The sequence below is a fragment of the Mesorhizobium sp. BH1-1-4 genome (assembly GCF_020165665.1).
Classification (GTDB): domain Bacteria; phylum Pseudomonadota; class Alphaproteobacteria; order Rhizobiales; family Rhizobiaceae; genus Mesorhizobium.
On record NZ_JAIUIN010000018.1, the window covers coordinates 64,526 to 84,109 of the forward strand.

Here is a 19,584-nt window from a genome sequence, read left to right on the forward strand (position 1 = left end):
TGTCTCGTGGCCCGTCCTCGCCGCGATCCGATGAAAAATCAACAGGAAACGTTATTTCCCGCCGTTTCAGCGCGTCAGCGCATCCAGAATGCGCGCCCAGGAGCGCTGGCCCTTGTGGAAGGAGCTGAGTTCGTATTTTTCGTTGGGCGAGTGGATGCGGTCGTCGTCGAGGCCAAAGCCGACCAACAGGGATTCCATGCCGAGATAGGTCTGGAAGTCGCCCACCACTGGAATGGAGCCGCCGCTGCCGGTCGTCACAGCGGGCTTTGGCCATTCGTCGGAAAGTGCGGTCTTGGCCTTGGCCAGGAAGGGCGAGTCGTAGGACAGCTGGATTGCCGGCGAGCCGCCATGGGCGTGGAATTCGACCGAACAATCGGCCGGAATGCGCTCCTCGACGAATTTGCGGAAGGCCGCGCGGATCTTCTTCGGATCCTGCCTGTGGACGAGGCGGAACGAAACCTTGGCCGACGCCTCCGCCGCGATGACGGTCTTGAAGCCCTTGCCTGTATAACCGCCGATGATGCCGTTGAACTCAGCGGTCGGCCGCGCCCAGGTCAGTTCCAGCACCGAACGGCCCTTTTCGCCCGAAGGGATCGACAGGCCGACAGGTCCGAGGAAGGTCTCGGCCGTCTCGCCCAGCGTCTCCCATGATTGCAGCACCTGCGAGGGCGTCTCCTCGACGCCGTCATAGAAGCCCGGGATGGTGATATGGCCGTCCTTGTCGTGGATGTCGGCCAGCACCTTGGCTAGGATGCGGATCGGATTGGCGGCAGCGCCGCCATAGAGACCCGAATGCAGGTCGCGGTCGGCTGCCTTCACCGTGATCTCCTCGCCGACCAGACCGCGCAGCCCGACGCAGATCGACGGCGTGTCGCGGTCCCACATGCTGGTATCGCAGACCAGCGCGAAATCGGCCTTGAGCTCCTCGGCATTGGCCTCGAGGAACGGCTTCAGCGAAGGCGAGCCGGATTCTTCCTCGCCTTCGAACAGGATGGTGATGCGGCATGGCAGACTGCCATGCACCTGTTTCCACGCGCGGCAGGCTTCGACGAAGGTCATCAGCTGGCCCTTGTCGTCGGCCGAGCCGCGCCCGGTGATCACCTTGTGACCGGGTGCGACGTCCTTGAGCGCGGGTGCGAAGGGGTCGTTTTCCCACAGTTCGATCGGGTCGACCGGCTGAACGTCGTAGTGGCCGTAGAAGAGCACATGCGGCGCGCCCGCCGGCCCATCATGATGCGCAACCACCATCGGGTGGCCTGGCGTGTCGCGCACGCTGGCCTCGAAGCCGATCAGCCTGAGTTCCGCCACCAGCCATTCCGCCGCCTTGCGGCAGTCGGCGGCATAGGCCGGATCGGTGGAGATCGACTTGATCTTGAGCAGTCCGAAGAGCCGCTCCAGGCTCTGGTCGAGATTTTGGTCGAGACGGTCGAGGACGGGGGAGATTGCGGACATTTGGCGAGCCTTTCGATTCAGTGCCGGAACCGTAAAGGCAGAGCGGCGAAACGAAAAGCCCGGGACGATTGGACCACGGCCCGCATGGCGCCATCGGGCAAAAAAATGCCGCCGTGGTGGAGGGGGGACCACGGCGGCGTTTTACTCGAAACGATGCGGCAGCCCGGAGAGGGGGGATAGGCTGCCGCAGTTGTCCGGGATAGGCGGGGGACGGGCCTTGCTCCGGACTCGGCGAAAACTGCCGATGACGTGTATTTGGGTCTCTGAACGTGGCGATTCAAGGGCGTCAACGTTACACTTTTGTAACGTGACCGTGAGCAGGCCTGCGGAACCCGATCTGTCAGGGTGTTGACGGAACCTATATCGCGCGATGTCTTTGGCATGGACCAAGCCATCGTGCCGCGCTATCCCTGCCGGCATGAAAAAAGGCGATCATCTCTTCCTCATTGACGGCTCCGGCTACATCTTCCGTGCCTACCACGCATTGCCGCCTCTGACCCGCAAGTCGGACGGCCTGCCGGTCGGTGCCGTTTCGGGCTTCTGCAACATGCTGTGGAAGCTGATGCAGGATGCCCGCAACACCGATGTGGGGATCGTGCCGACGCATTTCGCCGTCGTCTTCGACTATTCCTCGAAAACCTTCCGCAACGATCTCTATCCCGAATACAAGGCCAACCGTTCGGCGCCACCCGAGGATCTGATCCCTCAGTTCGGCCTGATCCGACAGGCAACCAGGGCATTCAACCTGCCTTGCGTCGAGATGGAGGGCTTCGAGGCCGACGATCTCATCGCCACCTATTGCCGCCTGGCCTGCGAGGCCGGCGGCGACACCACCATCATCTCCTCCGACAAGGATCTGATGCAGTTGGTTGGCGACACGGTCGGCATGTACGACCCGATGAAGGACCGTCAGATCGGCATTCCCGAAGTCATCGAGAAATGGGGCGTGCCGCCGGAAAAGATGATCGACCTGCAGGCGCTGACCGGCGATTCCGTCGACAATGTGCCTGGCGTGCCCGGAATTGGCCCAAAGACCGCGGCGCAACTGCTCGAGCAGTTCGGCGATCTGGACGGATTGCTCGCCCGCGCCGGCGAGATCAAGCAGGAGAAAAGGCGTGAATCGATCATCGCCAACGCCGACAAGGCGCGCATCTCGCGCCAGTTGGTGACGCTGAAGAACGACGTGTCGGTGGCCGAGGGGCTGGACGATTTCGTGCTGCATGCCCCCGACGGGCCGAAGCTGATCGGCTTCCTCAAGACCATGGAATTCACCTCGCTGACCCGCCGCGTCGCGGAAGCGACCGGCACGGAGGCCGGCGTCGTCCAGGCCGCGGCGGTCACCGTCGAACGCGCCGACAATGCACATGGCCCCGATGTTGGCGCGGGAGCACCACCCGTTGCCCGCAACGGCGCGGGCTCCGGGCTTGGCCAGACTGCTGAAACCGAGGCGACGGAGACGCCGAAACAAGGTGACACCCCTTCCCTCCTGGCCGCATTGCGGCTGGAGGGCGCGGCCACCGCCAAGATCGATACGTCGGCCTACCACTGCATCCGCGATATCGCGACGCTCAAAGCCTGGGTGGCCGAGGCGCGGGAGGCCGGCATCGTCGCCTTCGACGTCAGGGCGACGTCAGCCGATCCGATGCAGGCCGAACTGATCGGCATGGCAATGGCCACGGCCCCTGGACGCGCCGGCTACATTCCCTTTGCCCACAAGAGCGGCAATGGTGACCTGCTCGGCGGCGGCGCGCTCGAAAACCAGATTCCGCTTCGCGAGGCGCTGGCGGTGCTGAAGCCGCTGCTTGAGGACGGATCGGTCCTCAAGGTCGCGCAGAACCTGAAATACGATCTCGTCATCATGAGCCGCTACGGCGTCGATGTCGCGCCATTCGACGACACCATGCTGATCTCCTACGTGCTCGACGCCGGCACGCCGCACGGTCACGGCATGGATGCCCTTGCCGACAAATGGCTTGGTCATGCGCCCCTCCAGCTCAAGGATGTAACCGGCTCCGGCAAAAATTCGGTCGGCTTCGACCAGGTCGACATCGACAGGGCGACCGCGCACGCCGCCGAGGATGCCGACGTCACGTTGCGGCTCTGGCTGGTGCTGAAGCCCAGGCTTGCCGCCAAGGGGCTGGTATCGGTCTACGAACGCCTGGAACGGCCGCTGGTGCCGGTGCTGGCGCGCATGGAACAGCGCGGCATTTCGGTCGACCGGCAGATCCTGTCGCGGCTGTCGGGCGAACTGGCGCAAGGTGCGGCCCGGCTCGAGGAGGAAATCTACCAGCTCATCGGCGAGCGCATCAACATCGGCTCGCCTAAGCAGCTCGGCGACATATTGTTCGGCCGCATGGGCCTGCCCGGCGGCTCGAAGACCAAGACCGGCCAGTGGTCGACCTCGGCGCAGCTGCTCGAAGACCTTGCCGCCGAAGGCCATGAATTGCCGCGCAAGATCGTCGACTGGCGCCAGCTCACCAAGTTGAAATCGACCTACACCGATGCGCTGCCCGGCTTCGTCAATCCCGACACCAAGCGCGTCCACACATCCTACGCGCTGGCCGCGACGACGACAGGCCGGCTGTCGTCGTCCGACCCGAACCTGCAGAACATTCCGGTGCGCACGGCTGAAGGCCGCAAGATCAGGACCGCCTTCATCACCGACAAGAGCCATCGGCTGGTCTCGGCCGACTACAGCCAGATCGAACTGCGCGTGCTCGCCCATGTCGCCGAAATTCCGCAATTGCGGCAGGCCTTTGCCGATGGAGCCGACATCCATGCCATCACGGCGTCCGAGATGTTCGGTGTCCCGGTCGAGGGCATGCCTTCGGAGGTGCGCCGCCGCGCCAAGGCGATCAATTTCGGCATCATCTACGGCATCTCGGCTTTCGGCCTCGCCAACCAGCTGTCGATCCCGCGCGAAGAGGCGAGCGCCTATATCAAGAAATATTTCGAGCGTTTCCCGGGCATCCGCGACTATATCGAGGAGACCAAGGCCTATGCGCGCGAGCACGGCTTTGTCGAAACGATCTTCGGCCGCCGCATCCACTATCCCGACATCAGGTCGTCGAACCCGTCGCTACGCGCCTTCAACGAGCGCGCCTCGATCAACGCCCGCCTGCAAGGCACCGCCGCCGACATCATCCGCCGCGCCATGATCCGCATGGAGGAAGCCTTGGACAAGGCCAGGCTGTCCGCCCGCATGCTTCTGCAGGTGCATGACGAGCTGATCTTCGAAACGGTCGAGGCCGAAGTCGAGGCGACAATCCCGGTCGTGCGCCACGTCATGGAAAACGCGGCGATGCCGGCGGTCTCGATGTCGGTCCCGCTCCATGTCGACGCGCGCGCCGCCAACAACTGGGACGAGGCGCACTAGCGCCTAACCTTCGTTCGTCCACGGGCGAAGCAAAAGGTCTAGGCCGCCTCGGCCCGGCACTTCGCACAGGTCCCCCGAAACTCGATCACCGCCTTCTTGGCGGCGAAGCCGGTGGAACTGACCCATTCGTTCAGCCGGTGGTCGACGTCGTGGTCGGACATTTCGGTCACCTGCCCGCATGTGTCGCAAATCGCGAACGCGGTCATCGCATGGCTGTGGTCATGCGGCTCGGCGCAGGCGACGAAGGAATTGATGCTTTCCAGCCGGTGCACGAAGCCGGATTTTACCAGCGTGTCGAGAGCGCGATAGACTTGCAATGGCGCACGAAAACCGCGCTCGCGAAGCTGGTCGAGCAGTGTGTAGGCGCTGAGCGGCCCGCTGGCGGTCTCGAGCTTCTCGAGCACGCACAACTGGTTTTTCGTCAGCACATCCCTTGCCGCCATGGTCCTGTTCCAACTCGTCCTGCGTCACGCGCGGTTGTCTGCACGTGCAAACCGCCTGATCCCAATCAGATAGCGGCGAACCGCGGTCTTTGCTACTCTTCTGTTGTAGCCGGACCAATCGACGACGTGCCGATGTAACGGCAGTGGCGGGATTGATAGCGGAGCGGCATTCAAAATACTGACAAAATCTTCGGCGAAGTTTGCCACGCTTGGGAAATTGGTTCGGGCTTGGGGAAGCAACATGATCAAATTGACACGGCGGACGCTGCTTGTCGGCACGTCCGCGCTGATGGCCGCCGGTGCGGTGTCGTTCCGCGCGCGGGCCGCTTCGCGCACCTACCATGCGCTGCTGGTCGCCTGCACCGAATATCCTGCTTTGCCGCAGCGAAACTGGCTGATCGGGCCGAAGAACGATGCCGGCCTGGTGCACGAATATCTCTTGAAGAACGTGCCTGATCCGGTGCGCTTCGCGCCGGAGAACGTCACGCTGCTGGCCAAGGACGTGCCCGGCGCCAAGGACCTGCCGACCCATGCGGCGATCAAGGCCGGGCTGGCGGACCTGGCGGCCAAGGTTCAGCGCGACGACTTCGTCTACCTGCATCTGTCCGGCCACGGCGCCCAGCAGCCTGAGAGGGTCAAGGGCGACGAGACCGACGGCCTCGATGAGATTTTCCTGCCGGTCGACATCGAGAAGTGGATCAACAGGGACGCCGGTGTGCCGAACGCGCTCGTCGACAATGAGATCGGCGACGCGCTCGACGCCATCAGGAACAAGGGCGCCTTCGTCTGGGTCGTGTTCGACTGCTGCCATTCCGGCACGGCAACCCGCGCGGTCGATGTCGAAGACGAGTTCGAACGCAAGGTCGAGTTCGCTGATCTGGTCGGCGGCGACGAGGACGCCAGGGCGGCGGCCATCAAGACCTATGAGGACACGGTCGCGAGCGCATCGCGCGGCCTCGACGAGAACGGTCAGCGCAAGCCTGCCTTCAACCTGACGCCGACCGGCGGCGAGCCGATCACCAAGGGCAAGCTGGTCGCCTTCTATGCCGCGCAGACGGTCGAGACGACGCCGGAGATGCCGCTGCCCAAGGGCACGCCCGATGCGCCACGCTTTGGCCTGTTCACCTTCACCATCCTGTCGAAGCTCGCCGAAAACCCCGACATCACCTACCGGCAGCTCGGCCAGGCCGTGCTGCAGCAATATTCTGCCGACAGCCGCACCCGGCCGACGCCGTTGTTCGAAGGCGAACTCGACGCGCGCGTGTTCGGCACCGACAAGACCGATGCGATCATGCAGTGGCCCATCGTCGTCAAGGACGGCGAGGCGACGATAGGCGCCGGTCTGCTGCATCGCCTAACTCCCGGCAGCAAGCTCGCCATCCTGCCGTCGGCGCTGTCGTCGCTGTCCGACGCGGTCGGCTATCTCGAAGTGCAATCGGCGAAGAACCTGGAGAGCCGCGTCAAGACGGTCGAATTCGACAAGAAGCCGGCGCTGAAAGTCGCCGATATCCCCGCCCACGCCTATGCCCGGGTGGCGGAGATCGCCGTCGACTACAGGCTCGCCGTCGCGCGGCCGGCCGCGACCAAGGGATTGGAGGCGGAAACAGCACTCGTCAATTCGGTTCTCGACGAACTGGCCGCGGCCAAGGAGACCGGCTTCAACATCGAACTGGTCGATCCGGGCAAGAGCGCCGAGCTTCGCTTCGCGGTGATGCGCGAGAACGCCATTGCCGGCGCCGACAAGAACGCCACCGACAAGCCGGCTCTATGGTTCCTGCCGGCCTCGGGCGAAGTGACCTTCAAGGATGGCAGCAAGCCGCCGCTGATCATCATCCACGCCGACGACCGCCAGAAACTCGTCGATGCGACGACCAGGAATTTGCGCACCATCTTCCGGGCCACCGGGCTTTCCAGGCTGGCCGCGGCCTCCGACTACAAGCCCGAGGACGTCGACGTGCAATTCCAGGTCAAGCGTCGCGACAAGGAGGGCCTCGAACCCTTGCAGGCTTCAGTGGTGCCACGCGTCTCACCGGACGACCAGGTGCATGTGCTGGCCAAGAACAGTTCGGACCAGCTGGTCGACATCAATGTGCTCTATGTCGGCAGCGACTATTCGATCACCCACATCATAGCCGAGCGGCTGGCGCCGCAAGCAACGCTCGAGCAGGGGTTGCTGAAATTCTCCGACGTCAGTTTCGGCATGGAACGGATGATCGCGGTGCTGACCGAGGCACCGCCGGAGAGCGAGAAGGAGGACCTGAGCTTCCTGGAGCAGGATGGCGTCGCCTCGGCGACACGCGGGATAGGCCCCGCCGGCTTCTCCGACATGCTCGCCGATATCGGCATGGCGCCGTCGACCCGATCGGTGATGCGGCTTGCCGACAAGAGCGGTCCGAAGGGCGCGGTAATGATCTTCCCGATAGAGACAGTGCCGCGCGCCTGAACTCTGGCGCCAGCGCCGCTCGGCCCTGCCGCGCCGGCCCTTGCGCGATCGGCGCGATATGAGAACATTGCAGGCTGCGGCCCTTGGGGCATGACGGCCGCATGAAGCGGGTGGGATCGATTGTGAAAAAGTCCGTATTTTCCTGGCGCGCGACGGTTGCCGGTCTTGCCGGCGGCATGCTGCTGATCGCGAGTGCGTCGGCGCAGGACGCCTGCGGCCTCTGTGCCAAGCAGGTGGTCATCAATTCGGAACTGGCGAGCTGCTTTCTCGACCAGTACGACCAGTTCGCCAAGGCCAGCAGCGACGCGATCGTGGTCGACCTATCAGGCTGCGCCTCGCGCGGCATCGTCGAGGCCTTGCCGTCGCCGAACAAGGCACCGGCGGAGCCGGACATGCAGTTCATCGTTTCGCGCCCGCAGCTGGCCTGCCTGAAGAAGCAGCTCGAGACGCCGGGCGTCGTGCTTGATCCCTCCGCCACCATCGAACTGGACAGCTGCAAATGAAGAAACCGGCGGGGGCGCCCAAGCAGACAGCGGTTGCCGTGCCGGCAAAAACGGCGGCGAAGCAGGCCTTGCCGGAAACCACGGAAGGTTTCCCCTGGCCCAGCGCCCATGAGATCAAGAAGGAAAGCAACCCCTTCACCGACCGGGACTGGCGCATGCTCGTCTATGCCTGGTCGGGCATGCTGGTCCGCTTCGCCATCATCTTTACCCTGGGATTCTCGGTCTATCAGTTCCTGGCCAATCAGGAACAGAAGCGCGTCGAGCAGACCATGTCGCTCGTCGAGCTATGGGAGACCAAGGACTATCAGCAGGCGCAGCGGGCGCTGAAAGACCGTCTCGCGGCCCTCAATGCCAAATATGACAATCTGCTCAGCGCCAACCCTTCCTCGACCGAGGAGCAGGTCTTCAGGCAGCGCATCGGCATCGAGGCGATGAGCGCTTCGGGCGGCGACATGCCGCTGGCCGACTTCAATGAGAATTTCGACCGCATCGTCTATTTCCTCAACCGGCTTTCCTTCTGCGTCGATGGCGACCTGTGTTCGCGCAAGGTGACCGACGCCTATTTCCGCGACTATGCCGTCTCCTTCTGGAGTTATTTTGCTGGCTATATCGACAGGCAGCGCAAGGCGGGCTCACCCACTTTCGCCACCGCGATCGAAGCCTATGTGCGCAGCGGGCAACCGTCGGCTGAAACCAAATAACGATGACAAGGCCGTGGATGACAAGGGCCGGGATGACAAGGGCCGGGGTGAGCTTCCGCCTCATGCGCGCCTGCCGCTGGCTCGCCATGGCCGGAGCCCTGGTCTCGGCGTCGGTCGCCCATGCCGAGGACGCCCCGGATTTCCACCTCGATCTCGACACCGGCGGCCACAGCGCCCGGATCAGCGATCTCGCCTTCACGCCCGATGGCGAGGAACTCGTCTCGGCCTCGGACGACAAGACCATCCGCGTCTGGGATTGGCAAAGCGGCGTCAGCCTGCGCACCCTCCGTGGCTACCTCGGCAACGGCAATGACGGCAAAATTTTCGCCGTCGCGGTTTCGCCTGACGGCAAGACGATCGCCGCCGGCGGCTATTTCGGCGCCGGACTCGGCGACAAGCCGCCCTATGGCGACATCAGGCTGTTCGACGTCGCCACCGGCAGGATGAGAGCCGTGCTCAAGGCCGCCGATTACGCGACCTATGACCTTGCCTTCTCTCCCGACGGCAAGACCCTGGCTGCCGGCGGCGCCGACGGCGTCGTCTATCTCTGGAAGCTCGACGACAAATCCGCGGCCGGGTGGACGCTGGACAAGAAGCTCGACGCCGATTCCTGGCACATCGACAAACTGGCTTTCGCCGCGGCGGGAACCCGGCTGGCGGCGACGACGACTGACAATGGGATCCGGCTCTGGGATATGACGAAGGGCGAGGAGATCGCCTTGCCCGCCGACGCCGATCCGCTGCGCGACGTCGGCGTCATGGCGCTCGCGGTTTCGCAGGATGGCCGCCTGTTTGCCACCGGCAGCGGGGACGGACAGGTCCAGCTGAGGAATGCGGCTGACGGCAAGCTGGTGCGCACCATGCCGAAGCAGGATTTCCTCATCGGCTCGCTGAGCTTCGCCAAGGGATCACGCCTGGTCGCCTCCTGCGGCTATCGTTGTGCCGACAAGCATCGCTCCATCGTCTGGAACACCGGCACCGGCGACAAGGTGCTCGACTATGCCGGTCACGATGGCACCGTCTATGCCAGCACCGCCATTGCCGACGGCTCGCTGGTGGCGACCGCCGGCGGTACCCGCAACGCCATCCAGATCTGGGATCCGGCGACGGGCGAACGCAAGGCCTTGCTGCAGGGATCGGGCGAACCGGTGACCGCGGTCGGCATCGATGCGGCCAACGGCGTCATCGCCTGGGGCGATGCCAACCCCTGCCCCGAGCGCATTGCCTGCCCGGAACAATTGGGGGCGCTGGATCGAAGACTGGACCTGCCCACCGCCGAGCGGTTCTTCGATGGCCCGCAGCCGCTGACGGAGCCGAACTCCTTTGCCCGCGCCATGCTGAGTGACGGACAATGGTCGCTGCACGCCACGGCCGGCGGAAAGGATGCGCTGGAAAACGCGGTTCTGGAGATCGTCCATGACTGCAAGGTCGTGCGCACGATCGAGAACGACGCCACCAACGGCTTTGCCCATTCCGCCTACACCCTGATCGACAACGGGCTGGGCCTGATCACTGGCGGCAATGACGGCACGCTGCTGGAATACAAATCCGCCACCGCCAGGGTATCGGGTGAATTCACCGGTCATACCGGCGAGGTCAACGCCATGGTCGCCTCGCAAAAGGCCGGCCTGCTGGTCACCGGCAGCGCCGACCAGACGCTCCGGCTCTGGAACCTGAAGACGCACGAACTGATCGTGTCGATGTTCTTTACCGGGTCGCAATGGATCGCCTGGATGCCGCAGGGCTATTATTATTCCTCCGACGAGGGCGACAAGCTGATCGGCTGGCACGTCAACCAGGGCCGCGACCATGAAGGCCGCTTCGTCCGCGCCGGCCAGCTGAAAAAATATCTTTGGAGCCCGGAAATGGTGCGCCGCGCCATCATCCTGCGCAGCGCCAGGCAGGCTGTCCAGGAGATGCGGCCGGGTGTCGACAATGAGCTGCGGAAGCTTCTCCAGCGCAAGCCGCCGGAATTCGGCATCCGCGTCGCCGACGACCAGAGCAAGGTTCGCGACGGCTACGTCGCCGTCGAGATCACGGGCGCCAGGGAGGCCGGCGCTGATGTCGCCGGCTTCTCTATCCTGTCGAACAGCCGCAACGTCGGCGACATCGCCACCCGCTCGGCCGATGGCGACAGAACCATTGTCGAGGTGCCGGTCGAGAATGGCCAGAACACCATCCGCGTCACCGGCACCAACGAATATGGCTATCTGACCGAGCGCAGCGTGACCGCGCTGGCGAGGAAGACCGAGAAGGCCGAGGCCAAGGGCAAGCTCTATGTCGCGGTCATCGGCGTCGACAAATACCCGTTCCTGACCGATGCCTGCTCCGGTCGGGCCTGCGACCTGCGCTACCCCGTCGACGACGCCACCGAATTCCTCAAGGTGGTCGCGCAGAAATCGGCGCCCTTGTTCTCGTCGATGGAGACGCTGGTGCTGGTCAATCGCGAAGCGCTCGACGAAAACCCCGACAAGGCACAGCAGACCTACAAGGTTGCCAGTGCCGACAAGATCATGGAGCCGGACTCGCACACAATCGACGACCAGCTCGCCGACTTCCTCGACAGGCCGGGCGAACATGACACCACCCTCGTCTTCGTCGCCGGCCATGGCATCAACATCGACGAGGACTACTATTTCATCCCGACCGACGGCCGCAAACAGGATGCGGAGCGCTGGAAGCGCTCCTCGCTGGTCGATTGGTCCGACATCCAGAAATCGGTCGAGCGGGCCAAGGGCATGCGCTTCATGCTGCTCGACACCTGCCACGCCGCCAACGCCTTCAATCCGCGCCTGGAAAAGGACGCGCAGGACGCGCGCATCGTGGTTTTCTCGGCCACCGCCGCCAACAACACCGCCGCCGAATTGCCCGAGCTCGGCCACGGCGTCTTCACCTACTCGATCCTCGAGGGCCTGCGCGGCAAGGCGAGGACTTCCGATGGCGGCGTGACACTGTTCGGCCTCGCCGATTTCATCTCGCGCGAGGTGGTACGGCTGACCGCTTCGAAGCAGAAGCCGTTTTATTATGTCGGCGGCGTGGAGAACATCGTGTTGGCCGAGCCATGAGCATCAAAAGTCGGCGCCCAGACACCCCTCTCGCGCGAATCTGGCCGGCTATGGCAATCCTGTTCTTCCTCCCCCTCCCAACCCTTGCCGCACCCGTCACCTGCCCGCCCGGCATGGAAAACTTCCCGCCATTCTACGACGACGCCACTCTGTTCAAGGATGCCATCGCCAATGTCGCCAGTGTCGAGCCCTCAAACCAGCGGCTGACCGGCATCACCGTGCCGCATCATCTCCTGGCCGCCGATCTGGTGGCGCTGGGGTTCCACGCAGCCTCGGGCTTCCGCTACAAGCGCATCGTCATCCTGTCGCCGGACCATTTCCACAAGACGCACAAGCTCTATGCCACCTCCATGCGCGGCTTCGACACCGTGCTTGGCCCGGTCATGGCCGACACCGACGCCGTGCGCCTCCTGGAGAAGAACGGCGACATGGTCGAAGAATCCTGCCTGTTCGACAAGGAACATGGCGTGCGCGCCATGCTGCCCTTCCTGCATCACTATTTCCCCGAGGCGAAGATCGTTCCGGTGGCGATGTCGGTGAAGGCGAAGCGCGGCGACTGGGACAGGCTTGCCGAGGCGCTCAAGGCCATCGTCGACCAGGACACACTGATCGTCGAATCCACCGACTTCTCGCACTATCTGCCGCAGCACGAGGCACGCCGTTTCGACCAGCAGTCGATCAACATGCTGGCCGCCGGCTCTCTCGACGGCATCGCGGCGCTTCGCCAGCCCGATCACGCGGACTCCGTTGGCGCGCTCTATATCCAGACCAGGCTGCAGCGCCAACTGTTCGGCGCCCAGCCGCTGGTCGTCGCCAGCGAGAATTCGCAGGAACATACGTCCGACTATGTCGAGCGCACCACCAGCTATGTGGTGGCGCTGTTCGGTACCTTCGGCCCCGGTTTCAACAGCCCGGCACGGCCGAAGGACAAGATCTATTATATCGCCGGCGACGTGAATTTCGGCCGCGCCATGAAGAGGATTTTGCTGCGCGACGGCATCGCCGACCGGATCGTCGACAGCATCCTGTCCTTGACCCGTTCACAGCCGCTCATCGTCAATCTTGAAGGCGTCATCCTGCCCAACGTGCCGGAAGCGATCGACGACATGACGCTGGCAATGCCGCAGGGCCTGGCTGTCGAGATGCTGAAGCGGCTGCATGTCGCCGGGGTCGGCCTCGCCAACAACCACGCCTATGATCTGGGACCGTCGGGCTATGCCGAGACGCTGCGCGCGCTGGACGAGGCGGGCATTCCGCATTTCGGCCAGGGCGAGACGCTGGCGCTTGCCGATCTCGACCTTGTCGGCCTGACCGACATCGACACCAACGGGTCTGATAACACCGACTTGCTCACCCCTGCCTTGCTCGACCGGTTGCTGCACGAGAATGCCGTGCGGCCGGTGGTCGCCTTCGTCCACTGGGGCCGTGAGTACAAGACCGAACCCTCGGCACGCGAAGCCAGGCTAGCCGACGAGATGCGTTTGCGCGGCGTCACGGCCATCGTCGGTGGTCATCCGCATGTGTCGAGCGAGGCGATCGTGCCGCTTGCCGGCGGCGATGTGGCGGAGGTCTATTCGCTCGGCAATTTCCTGTTCGACCAGAGCGCGCAACGCTCGTCGGGCTCGATGCTGGAACTGCGCGTCTTCGCCCAGGGCACGATCTTCACCAGGCTCATCCCGCTACCCAACTATTTCGAAATGGGCCGCAAATGGCCGCCCCCAGCCTGGAATTCATTTCGATGGGAAGCACCGTAGGGTGTGTCGAGATTCAGGTCAGGCCGCGTCGAAAACGGTGGGTTCTGAGAACCGGAGCGGAGCGTACTAAAGTACGTGAGCACCGGAAGCGCAAGAAAACGCCGCTTGCAGGCCGGCCTCACCTGAATATCGACACACCCTCTAGCCGCAGCCGATCATCTGGCGGGGCAGATAGCACGCCGTCGGCTCGGTCTTGGTTTCGAACAGCGACTGCTTAGGCCGGAAATAGAAGAAGCTCACCGGCTTGCTCTCGCGCACACTGCCGTCGGCGAAATGCGCGGCGATGCTGAAGCGGTGGATCGACGACATCGCCGACCACATTTTCAACCGCGCCGTATAGGCGCTGACGTTCTTGTTGCCGCGCACCGGCATGGCAATGGTGTAGTCATGCTTGCCGATCGGGAACTCGATGTTCTGGTAGCGCATGGCTTCCGGGCTACCGCCACCGCCGTCGCCGCATTCGGCCATCGATTCGGGAACCTCGAAGACGGCCATGGTCATCTGTGCGCGAAACGGCTCGCTCTGCTGATAGACATTGCCCTCATCGTCCGCCCAGGAATAGTCGAACTTGCCGATCGCGTTCAGCGTCATCGCCTGGTTGAAAATGCCGAGATAGTCGCCAACCTCGCCGAACTTGATCTTGTTGGTGAGCTGGCTGCGGCAGACATTGAGACTATCGACCGACGGACAGGGGAAACGCCCTGTTTCCAGGCTCGCCGTGTCGACGCCGGCCTCGTCGAGGACGCTCTTGATCGACACATCGACGCCGTCGCCGAAAGCACCGACATCCTTCGTGAACATGCGGCTCGGCTGGCCGGTCGGATTGCCCTCTTCGTCCACCGTGGTGAACTGGATCGACATCTTCATGTCCCTGGCCTCGCCCCAGCCACTGTTCATGACCGAGAAATCAGGCCGGAAGCCGACGCAGCCGAAATGCTCGGAGATGGAGAGCATCGGCTTGCGGTAGGCGTCGCTGGCCGCGACCTTCATCTCCAGCCTGTCGAGCTTGACCCTGGACTGGTCCGTCGTGCTCAGATCGACCTCGGCAAAGGCCGGCGTGTCCTCCCAATCCAGACGTTCATGGACATTGGTCGTATTGATCTGCCCGGTGCCGTTCCAGGCGTCGTTGTAGAGGTTGTCCTCGGGATAGATCGCGACGTCCTCGTCGCGCACCAGATGCTGGTATTTCATGTCGGCCTGCTGGGTCATGCGCTGGTCAACGATGACGCCGATCTCGACCTTGTCGGCATCGCCGCCGCCGGCCTGTGCCTTGAGCAGTCCGCCCACTTTGGCGTTGGCCAGAACGTCGGGCCGCGTGCCGCCGATTTCCTTGCCCATCATCCATTGGGATTCGTAGACCGTACCTCCAGCGAGCCGTGTGCGGCCCTTGCCGTTCTTTACGCCATCGACAAATGAGCCGGCAAAGATTTCGCCGGTCTTCGACAGCAACCTGCCCTCGCCGTTCGGGACACCCTTGACGAATTGTCCTTCATAGCGATTGCCCTCGGCATCGACATGGATGCCCTTTCCGTCGAGTTCTCCTTCGAGCCAGTGCCCATCGAAGAACTCGCCCGAGCGCAATTCGAGCCTGCCTTGCCCGTCGGGCCGGCCGTTTATGATGTCACCGAAATAGCTGGAATAGACGGTCTTGGGATCGTAGCTCGCCGAACCACGCACACGCCACACCAATCGGCCCTTGCCGTTGATCGTCCCATCCTGAGCGATCGTCCGGTCGGGCGACTGGCCCGCCGCCGGCTCCCAGGTGAAGTCGAGGCCCTTCTCCGGATGGAAATCCCACACCCGCACCGCCCTGCGCAGCACCGAGCGCGTGTCGCTCTGGTAGAGGATCTGCACGCGTTCCGCCCAGGCGCCGGGGATGGTGGCCGAATCGGCGAAAGCCGGTGAAAGCGTCGGCGTGGCCAGCATGAATGCGGCCGCGATACCAAGCACTGCCCTTGCCCGCGCCATGCTCCTCGCCCCCTTTGGATGCCCAACCCCTTGGGCCGATCAAGCGTAGTCGGGGCGCGGTCCGCGTGCAAGAGAAGCCGCACGGAGGGGTCGGCATGAAAAAGGCGGCGGGATTGATCCGCCGCCTTCCTGTAACTGCCGTTACGAGTATTACTTGTAAAGGCTGTTGATCCACTGGATGTTGGCGGCGTTCAGGCGCACCGCGGTGTTCGCGTCGGGGCTCTCCGCCACGTTGACGCCAGTGATGATGCGCTGCTTGGAGTTGTTGTCATAGGCATAGACCGAGCTGCCGCTCGACCCCGGGAACGTATCGCAGTCATACTGGAAATATTCCGGGGCGATGTTTTCGGCATGCACCTCGCAGCTTGCCTTCCACATCGTGCCCATCGGCTTGTCGCCGGGATAGCCGACGAGATTGGCGGTGAAGTCGCCGAGATCGTCATAGTTGGCGTAGCCCAGCCAGCCGAGATTGGTGCCGACATCCTGCTTCAGCGTGATGATGCCGAGATCCCATGGAATCACCGAACCGTAATAGCCCTGGTAGTTGTCGATGAAGCCCTGCAGCACATAGGCGCTTTCAAAGGTGAAGGCGCCGAACGGGGCGTCATCGGCGGTGCTGCCGTTGAGACCTGGCACGAACAGATAGTCCGCCAGCCAGTCCTTGTCCTCATGGCTATAGAGGCAATGCGCGGCGGTGAGCACCGTGCGCGGACCGATCAGCGTCGCCGAGCAGCTACCAAAGCTGCCGGTTTTCGGCGATTTGGCTTCGAGATAGCCGATGGCCGAGAACGGATAGGTCTTGGTGTTCTTGACCTGCACGCGATCGTCGGCGCCGAAAACCTGGCGACCGGCTTCGCCTTCGCCAAGATCAGGATCCTCGGTCTTGCGCTGGGTGCCTTCCGGCCCATCGGCCGGGGCGTTCAGTTGCTTGATGATCAGTTCCCGCAGCGCCTCGCTCGGCTCGATCTTGATCTCCTTGCCATCGGCGGACCGTCCGACGATGCCATAGGATTTGACAGCCGTCGCTTCGTCGGTGAGCGGCGCGGCGCGGCTGTCTTCATCGGTAAGTTTCGGTGTCGTGATCGGTTTTGCCCGCCCCGGCTTGAAGTCGCCCGAAGTCACGTCCCGCATGCTTTCCCCGTTGCCGGAACTGGCTGAGCCAGGATCGGCGAAAGCAGGAACCGCCCACATCGCCGTGGAAAGCAATGCGGATGCAATCATAGCGTATGTCAGTTTTGTCATGGTGAGACTCTCCCAAAAAGTCAGCAAGGACTGGATCAAAATACAGAAATATTGTCGAGATCGTGGTGGCGCCAAAAAATGAGCAAGCCTGGCGACGCGCCCACCCGGTCGTTGTTTACCATGGTCAATCTAAAGCCCCCACAAAAAGACCGGTCAGCGATATACTGCCTAAAATAATCCAACATTGGCAATGACAAATCGCTTCCACGTAGCCCGTGGGGGGCTATAGAGTTTTGCGCGGGTTCTACTCGCGGGCACGGTTAGCAAAAGTGGGATTCGGTTTTGTGACCGATCGCGCGCCGTTTCGATACGGCACGTGTGCGGGCTCGTCGAACCGGAACCTCCTTGCACAATGCCCGGCGTCGATCCGCGCGGGAGAATTGTCTCAGGAGGTTCAGGTGCACATCACAAATCGGTTCGGGCCAATCGTTGCCGCATCGCTGCTTGGCATCGCCGCTGCCGTCACTTCGATCGACACCGGGCGGGCGGACGAGGCCGCCGTCAGGCCGGAAGCGGCGGTCTCGCCGATGCAACGGGTGAACGAAGCCAGGGCCAAGGCAGCGGCTGAGAATCCCGACGGCGCCGATCGCGTCTATGGCGGCAACCAGGCCGAGAAGGGCGCCTATCCATTCCAGGTCGCGCTTCTCACCAGCAACCGGCTGGACGAGAACCCCGCCTCGCAGGCAAACGCGCAGTTTTGCGGCGGCAGCCTGATCGCGCCGCAATGGGTGCTGACCGCCGCGCACTGCCTCAACGACAAGGGCCGTCCGATCTCACCCGACACTGTGACCGTGCTGACCGGAGCCACGGATCTCAGCGAAGGCAAGCGCCACAAGGTGATCGAAGTCATCGTCAACGAGGGCTACAGCGAGCAGACGCTCGACAATGATCTCGGCCTGCTGAGGCTGGCCGAACCGGCAGATGCGCCGACGATCAAGCTGACCCATGAGGCGACGCCCGAGGCCGGCAAGACCACGGTCACCGGCTGGGGCAAGATGCAGGACGGCACCTTCCCGACCACGCTGATGGTCGCCGATCTCGACCTTCAGCCGAACAGCGCCTGCAACAGCGGCATCAAGGCCATCTACGCGCATGACCTCAAAGCCGCGCTCGGCGACCTGTCGCACCGCATGCGCTATTCGGAAAAAGGCATCGACGACGCCGCCAACGCGATCGCCGCCGACATGACCGACCCGCTGACATCAAACATGATCTGCGCTGGTACCACGAGCGGCGTACGCGATGCCTGTAATGGTGACAGCGGCGGCCCGCTGTTCATGACCGGCAGCGACGGTCCGGTCCAGGTCGGTGTCGTCTCCTGGGGCGAAGGGCCGGCCGACGGCAGTGCCGCCTGCGGCCATAAGGACGCCTATGGCATCTATACGCGGCTGGCCAACTACACCGGCTGGATCGATGAGAAGATGAAGACCAAGGCTCCAGCTCCGGAAAAGCCGAAGCCGGGCCTGGGCACGGCCATGAAGCCAAAAACGCCCTGAAGCCAAAGTCACCTCGGATAAGGAAACGGCGGGAATGCTCCCGCCGTTTCGGTTTGCAGGCTTCTGGGCCCCGCTATTTTCTCGGCGGGCCTTTGCGCTCGGCGGAGGCCGCCCACAGATTGATGTCGGACTCGCGCGCGTAAGTGTCGATCTCGGCGAGTTCGGCGTCGCTGAAATCGAGCACCTTCAGCGCCCCGACGCAGTCTTCCACCTGTTCGGGCCGGCTGGCGCCGATCAGCGCCGACGTCACCTTGCCCTTGCGCAGCACCCAGGCCAGCGCCATCTGCGCCAGCGTCTGGCCGCGCTTGGCCGCGATCGCGTCGAGCGCCTTGATGTTGGCGATGGTGCGGTCGTTGATGAAAGCTGTCTTCAGCGACTTGCCTTGCGAGGCTCGGCTGCCATCGGGAATGCCACCGAGATATTTATCGGTCAGCATGCCTTGCGCCAGCGGCGAGAACACGATCGAGCCGACGCCGAGCCCTTCGAGCGTGTCAAGCAGCCCGTCCTCCTCGACCCAGCGGTTCAGCATCGAATAACTTGGCTGGTGGATGACGCAGGGCGTGCCGAGTTGCCTCAATATGTCGGCGGCCTCGCGGGTGCGCTGCGAATTGTAGGAGGAGATGCCGGCATAGAGCGCCTTGCCCGAACGCACGGCATGGTCGAGCGCGCCCATGGTTTCCTCGAGCGGCGTGTCGGGATCGAAGCGATGCGAATAGAAGATGTCGACATAGTCGATCCCCATCCGTTTCAGGCTCTGGTCGAGGCTGGCCAGCATGTATTTGCGCCCGCCCCATTCGCCGTAGGGGCCCGCCCACATCTCGTAGCCGGCCTTGGTCGAGATGATCAGTTCGTCGCGATATCTTGCAAAATCGGTGCGCAGGATCTCGCCGAAAGCGGTCTCGGCCGAGCCGGGCGGCGGGCCATAATTGTTGGCGAGGTCGAAATGGGTGATGCCGAGGTCGAAAGCCTTGCGGGCGATCGCCTGCTTGGTCCGATGCGGCGTGTCGTCGCCGAAATTGTGCCACAGCCCGAGCGAGATCGCCGGCAGCTTGAGGCCGGACCGTCCGCAACGGTTGTAGATCATTTTCTCATAACGGTTTTCAGCGGCGATATAGGGCATGGGAGATCCTCGAATCTGAAC

General features: G+C 63.4%; 13 protein-coding genes. 8 read left to right on the forward strand and 5 right to left on the reverse strand.

All coding sequences use genetic code 11. The features are described 5' to 3' along the window. Nucleotides 1-66: 66 nt before the first annotated feature. Nucleotides 67-1,452: a M20/M25/M40 family metallo-hydrolase gene (locus LB569_RS24220; protein WP_224694372.1), complete on the reverse strand. Its 1,386-nt coding sequence runs from the start codon at nucleotides 1,450-1,452 to the stop codon at nucleotides 67-69. 418 nt (nucleotides 1,453-1,870) lie between these two features. On the opposite strand from LB569_RS24220, the gene polA reads away from it, so the two are divergent. Then, nucleotides 1,871-4,828, forward strand: a complete 2,958-nt coding sequence (gene polA, locus LB569_RS24225; protein ID WP_224694373.1) for a DNA polymerase I — start codon at nucleotides 1,871-1,873, stop codon at nucleotides 4,826-4,828. A 38-nt stretch (nucleotides 4,829-4,866) separates the two neighbouring features. On the opposite strand, the gene LB569_RS24230 is transcribed toward polA, so the two are convergent. Continuing rightward, nucleotides 4,867-5,271, reverse strand: a complete 405-nt coding sequence (locus LB569_RS24230; RefSeq protein ID WP_140704106.1) for a Fur family transcriptional regulator — start codon at nucleotides 5,269-5,271, stop codon at nucleotides 4,867-4,869. A gap of 241 nt (nucleotides 5,272-5,512) precedes the next feature. Between LB569_RS24230 and LB569_RS24235 the strand changes: the two genes are divergently transcribed. The 5 genes from LB569_RS24235 to amrB all read left to right on the forward strand — a co-directional run bounded on the left by LB569_RS24235 (nucleotide 5,513) and on the right by amrB (nucleotide 13,737). Then, nucleotides 5,513-7,714: a caspase family protein gene (locus LB569_RS24235; protein WP_224694374.1), complete on the forward strand. Its 2,202-nt coding sequence runs from the start codon at nucleotides 5,513-5,515 to the stop codon at nucleotides 7,712-7,714. A gap of 122 nt (nucleotides 7,715-7,836) precedes the next feature. Then, complete coding sequence (locus LB569_RS24240) at nucleotides 7,837-8,217, forward strand: hypothetical protein (RefSeq protein ID WP_140704102.1); 381 nt, start codon at nucleotides 7,837-7,839, stop codon at nucleotides 8,215-8,217. Beyond that, nucleotides 8,214-8,918 carry a hypothetical protein gene (locus LB569_RS24245; protein WP_140704100.1) on the forward strand — a complete coding sequence of 235 codons (705 nt, stop codon included), beginning with the start codon at nucleotides 8,214-8,216 and terminating at the stop codon, nucleotides 8,916-8,918. The genes LB569_RS24240 and LB569_RS24245 overlap by 4 nt, the downstream gene beginning before the upstream one ends. A gap of 47 nt (nucleotides 8,919-8,965) precedes the next feature. Next, on the forward strand, nucleotides 8,966-11,983 hold the full coding sequence (locus tag LB569_RS24250; RefSeq protein WP_224694375.1) for a caspase family protein: 3,018 nt from the start codon (nucleotides 8,966-8,968) through the stop codon (nucleotides 11,981-11,983). Nucleotides 11,984-12,033: 50 nt separating this feature from the next. After that, a complete protein-coding gene (amrB, locus tag LB569_RS24255) occupies nucleotides 12,034-13,737 on the forward strand; it encodes an AmmeMemoRadiSam system protein B (protein WP_224694376.1) in 1,704 nt (567 codons plus the stop codon). Between the two features lie 141 nt (nucleotides 13,738-13,878). On the opposite strand, the gene LB569_RS24260 is transcribed toward amrB, so the two are convergent. Beyond that, nucleotides 13,879-15,705 carry an MORN repeat-containing protein gene (locus LB569_RS24260; protein ID WP_224694377.1) on the reverse strand — a complete coding sequence of 609 codons (1,827 nt, stop codon included), beginning with the start codon at nucleotides 15,703-15,705 and terminating at the stop codon, nucleotides 13,879-13,881. 150 nt (nucleotides 15,706-15,855) lie between these two features. Then, nucleotides 15,856-16,836, reverse strand: a complete 981-nt coding sequence (locus LB569_RS24265; protein WP_224541952.1) for a trypsin-like serine peptidase — start codon at nucleotides 16,834-16,836, stop codon at nucleotides 15,856-15,858. Here LB569_RS24265 and LB569_RS24270 point away from each other — a divergent pair. After that, nucleotides 16,835-17,029, forward strand: a complete 195-nt coding sequence (locus LB569_RS24270; RefSeq protein ID WP_224694378.1) for a hypothetical protein — start codon at nucleotides 16,835-16,837, stop codon at nucleotides 17,027-17,029. The two genes, LB569_RS24265 and LB569_RS24270, sit on opposite strands and share 2 nt — an antisense overlap. A 316-nt stretch (nucleotides 17,030-17,345) precedes the next feature. Then, nucleotides 17,346-18,443 (forward strand): S1 family serine peptidase, encoded by a 1,098-nt coding sequence (locus LB569_RS24275; protein WP_224694379.1) that lies wholly within the window; start codon nucleotides 17,346-17,348, stop codon nucleotides 18,441-18,443. A gap of 73 nt (nucleotides 18,444-18,516) precedes the next feature. Here the strand turns inward: LB569_RS24275 and mgrA are convergent, their stop codons facing one another. Beyond that, complete coding sequence (mgrA, locus tag LB569_RS24280) at nucleotides 18,517-19,563, reverse strand: L-glyceraldehyde 3-phosphate reductase (RefSeq protein WP_140704090.1); 1,047 nt, start codon at nucleotides 19,561-19,563, stop codon at nucleotides 18,517-18,519. Nucleotides 19,564-19,584: the final 21 nt, after the last annotated feature.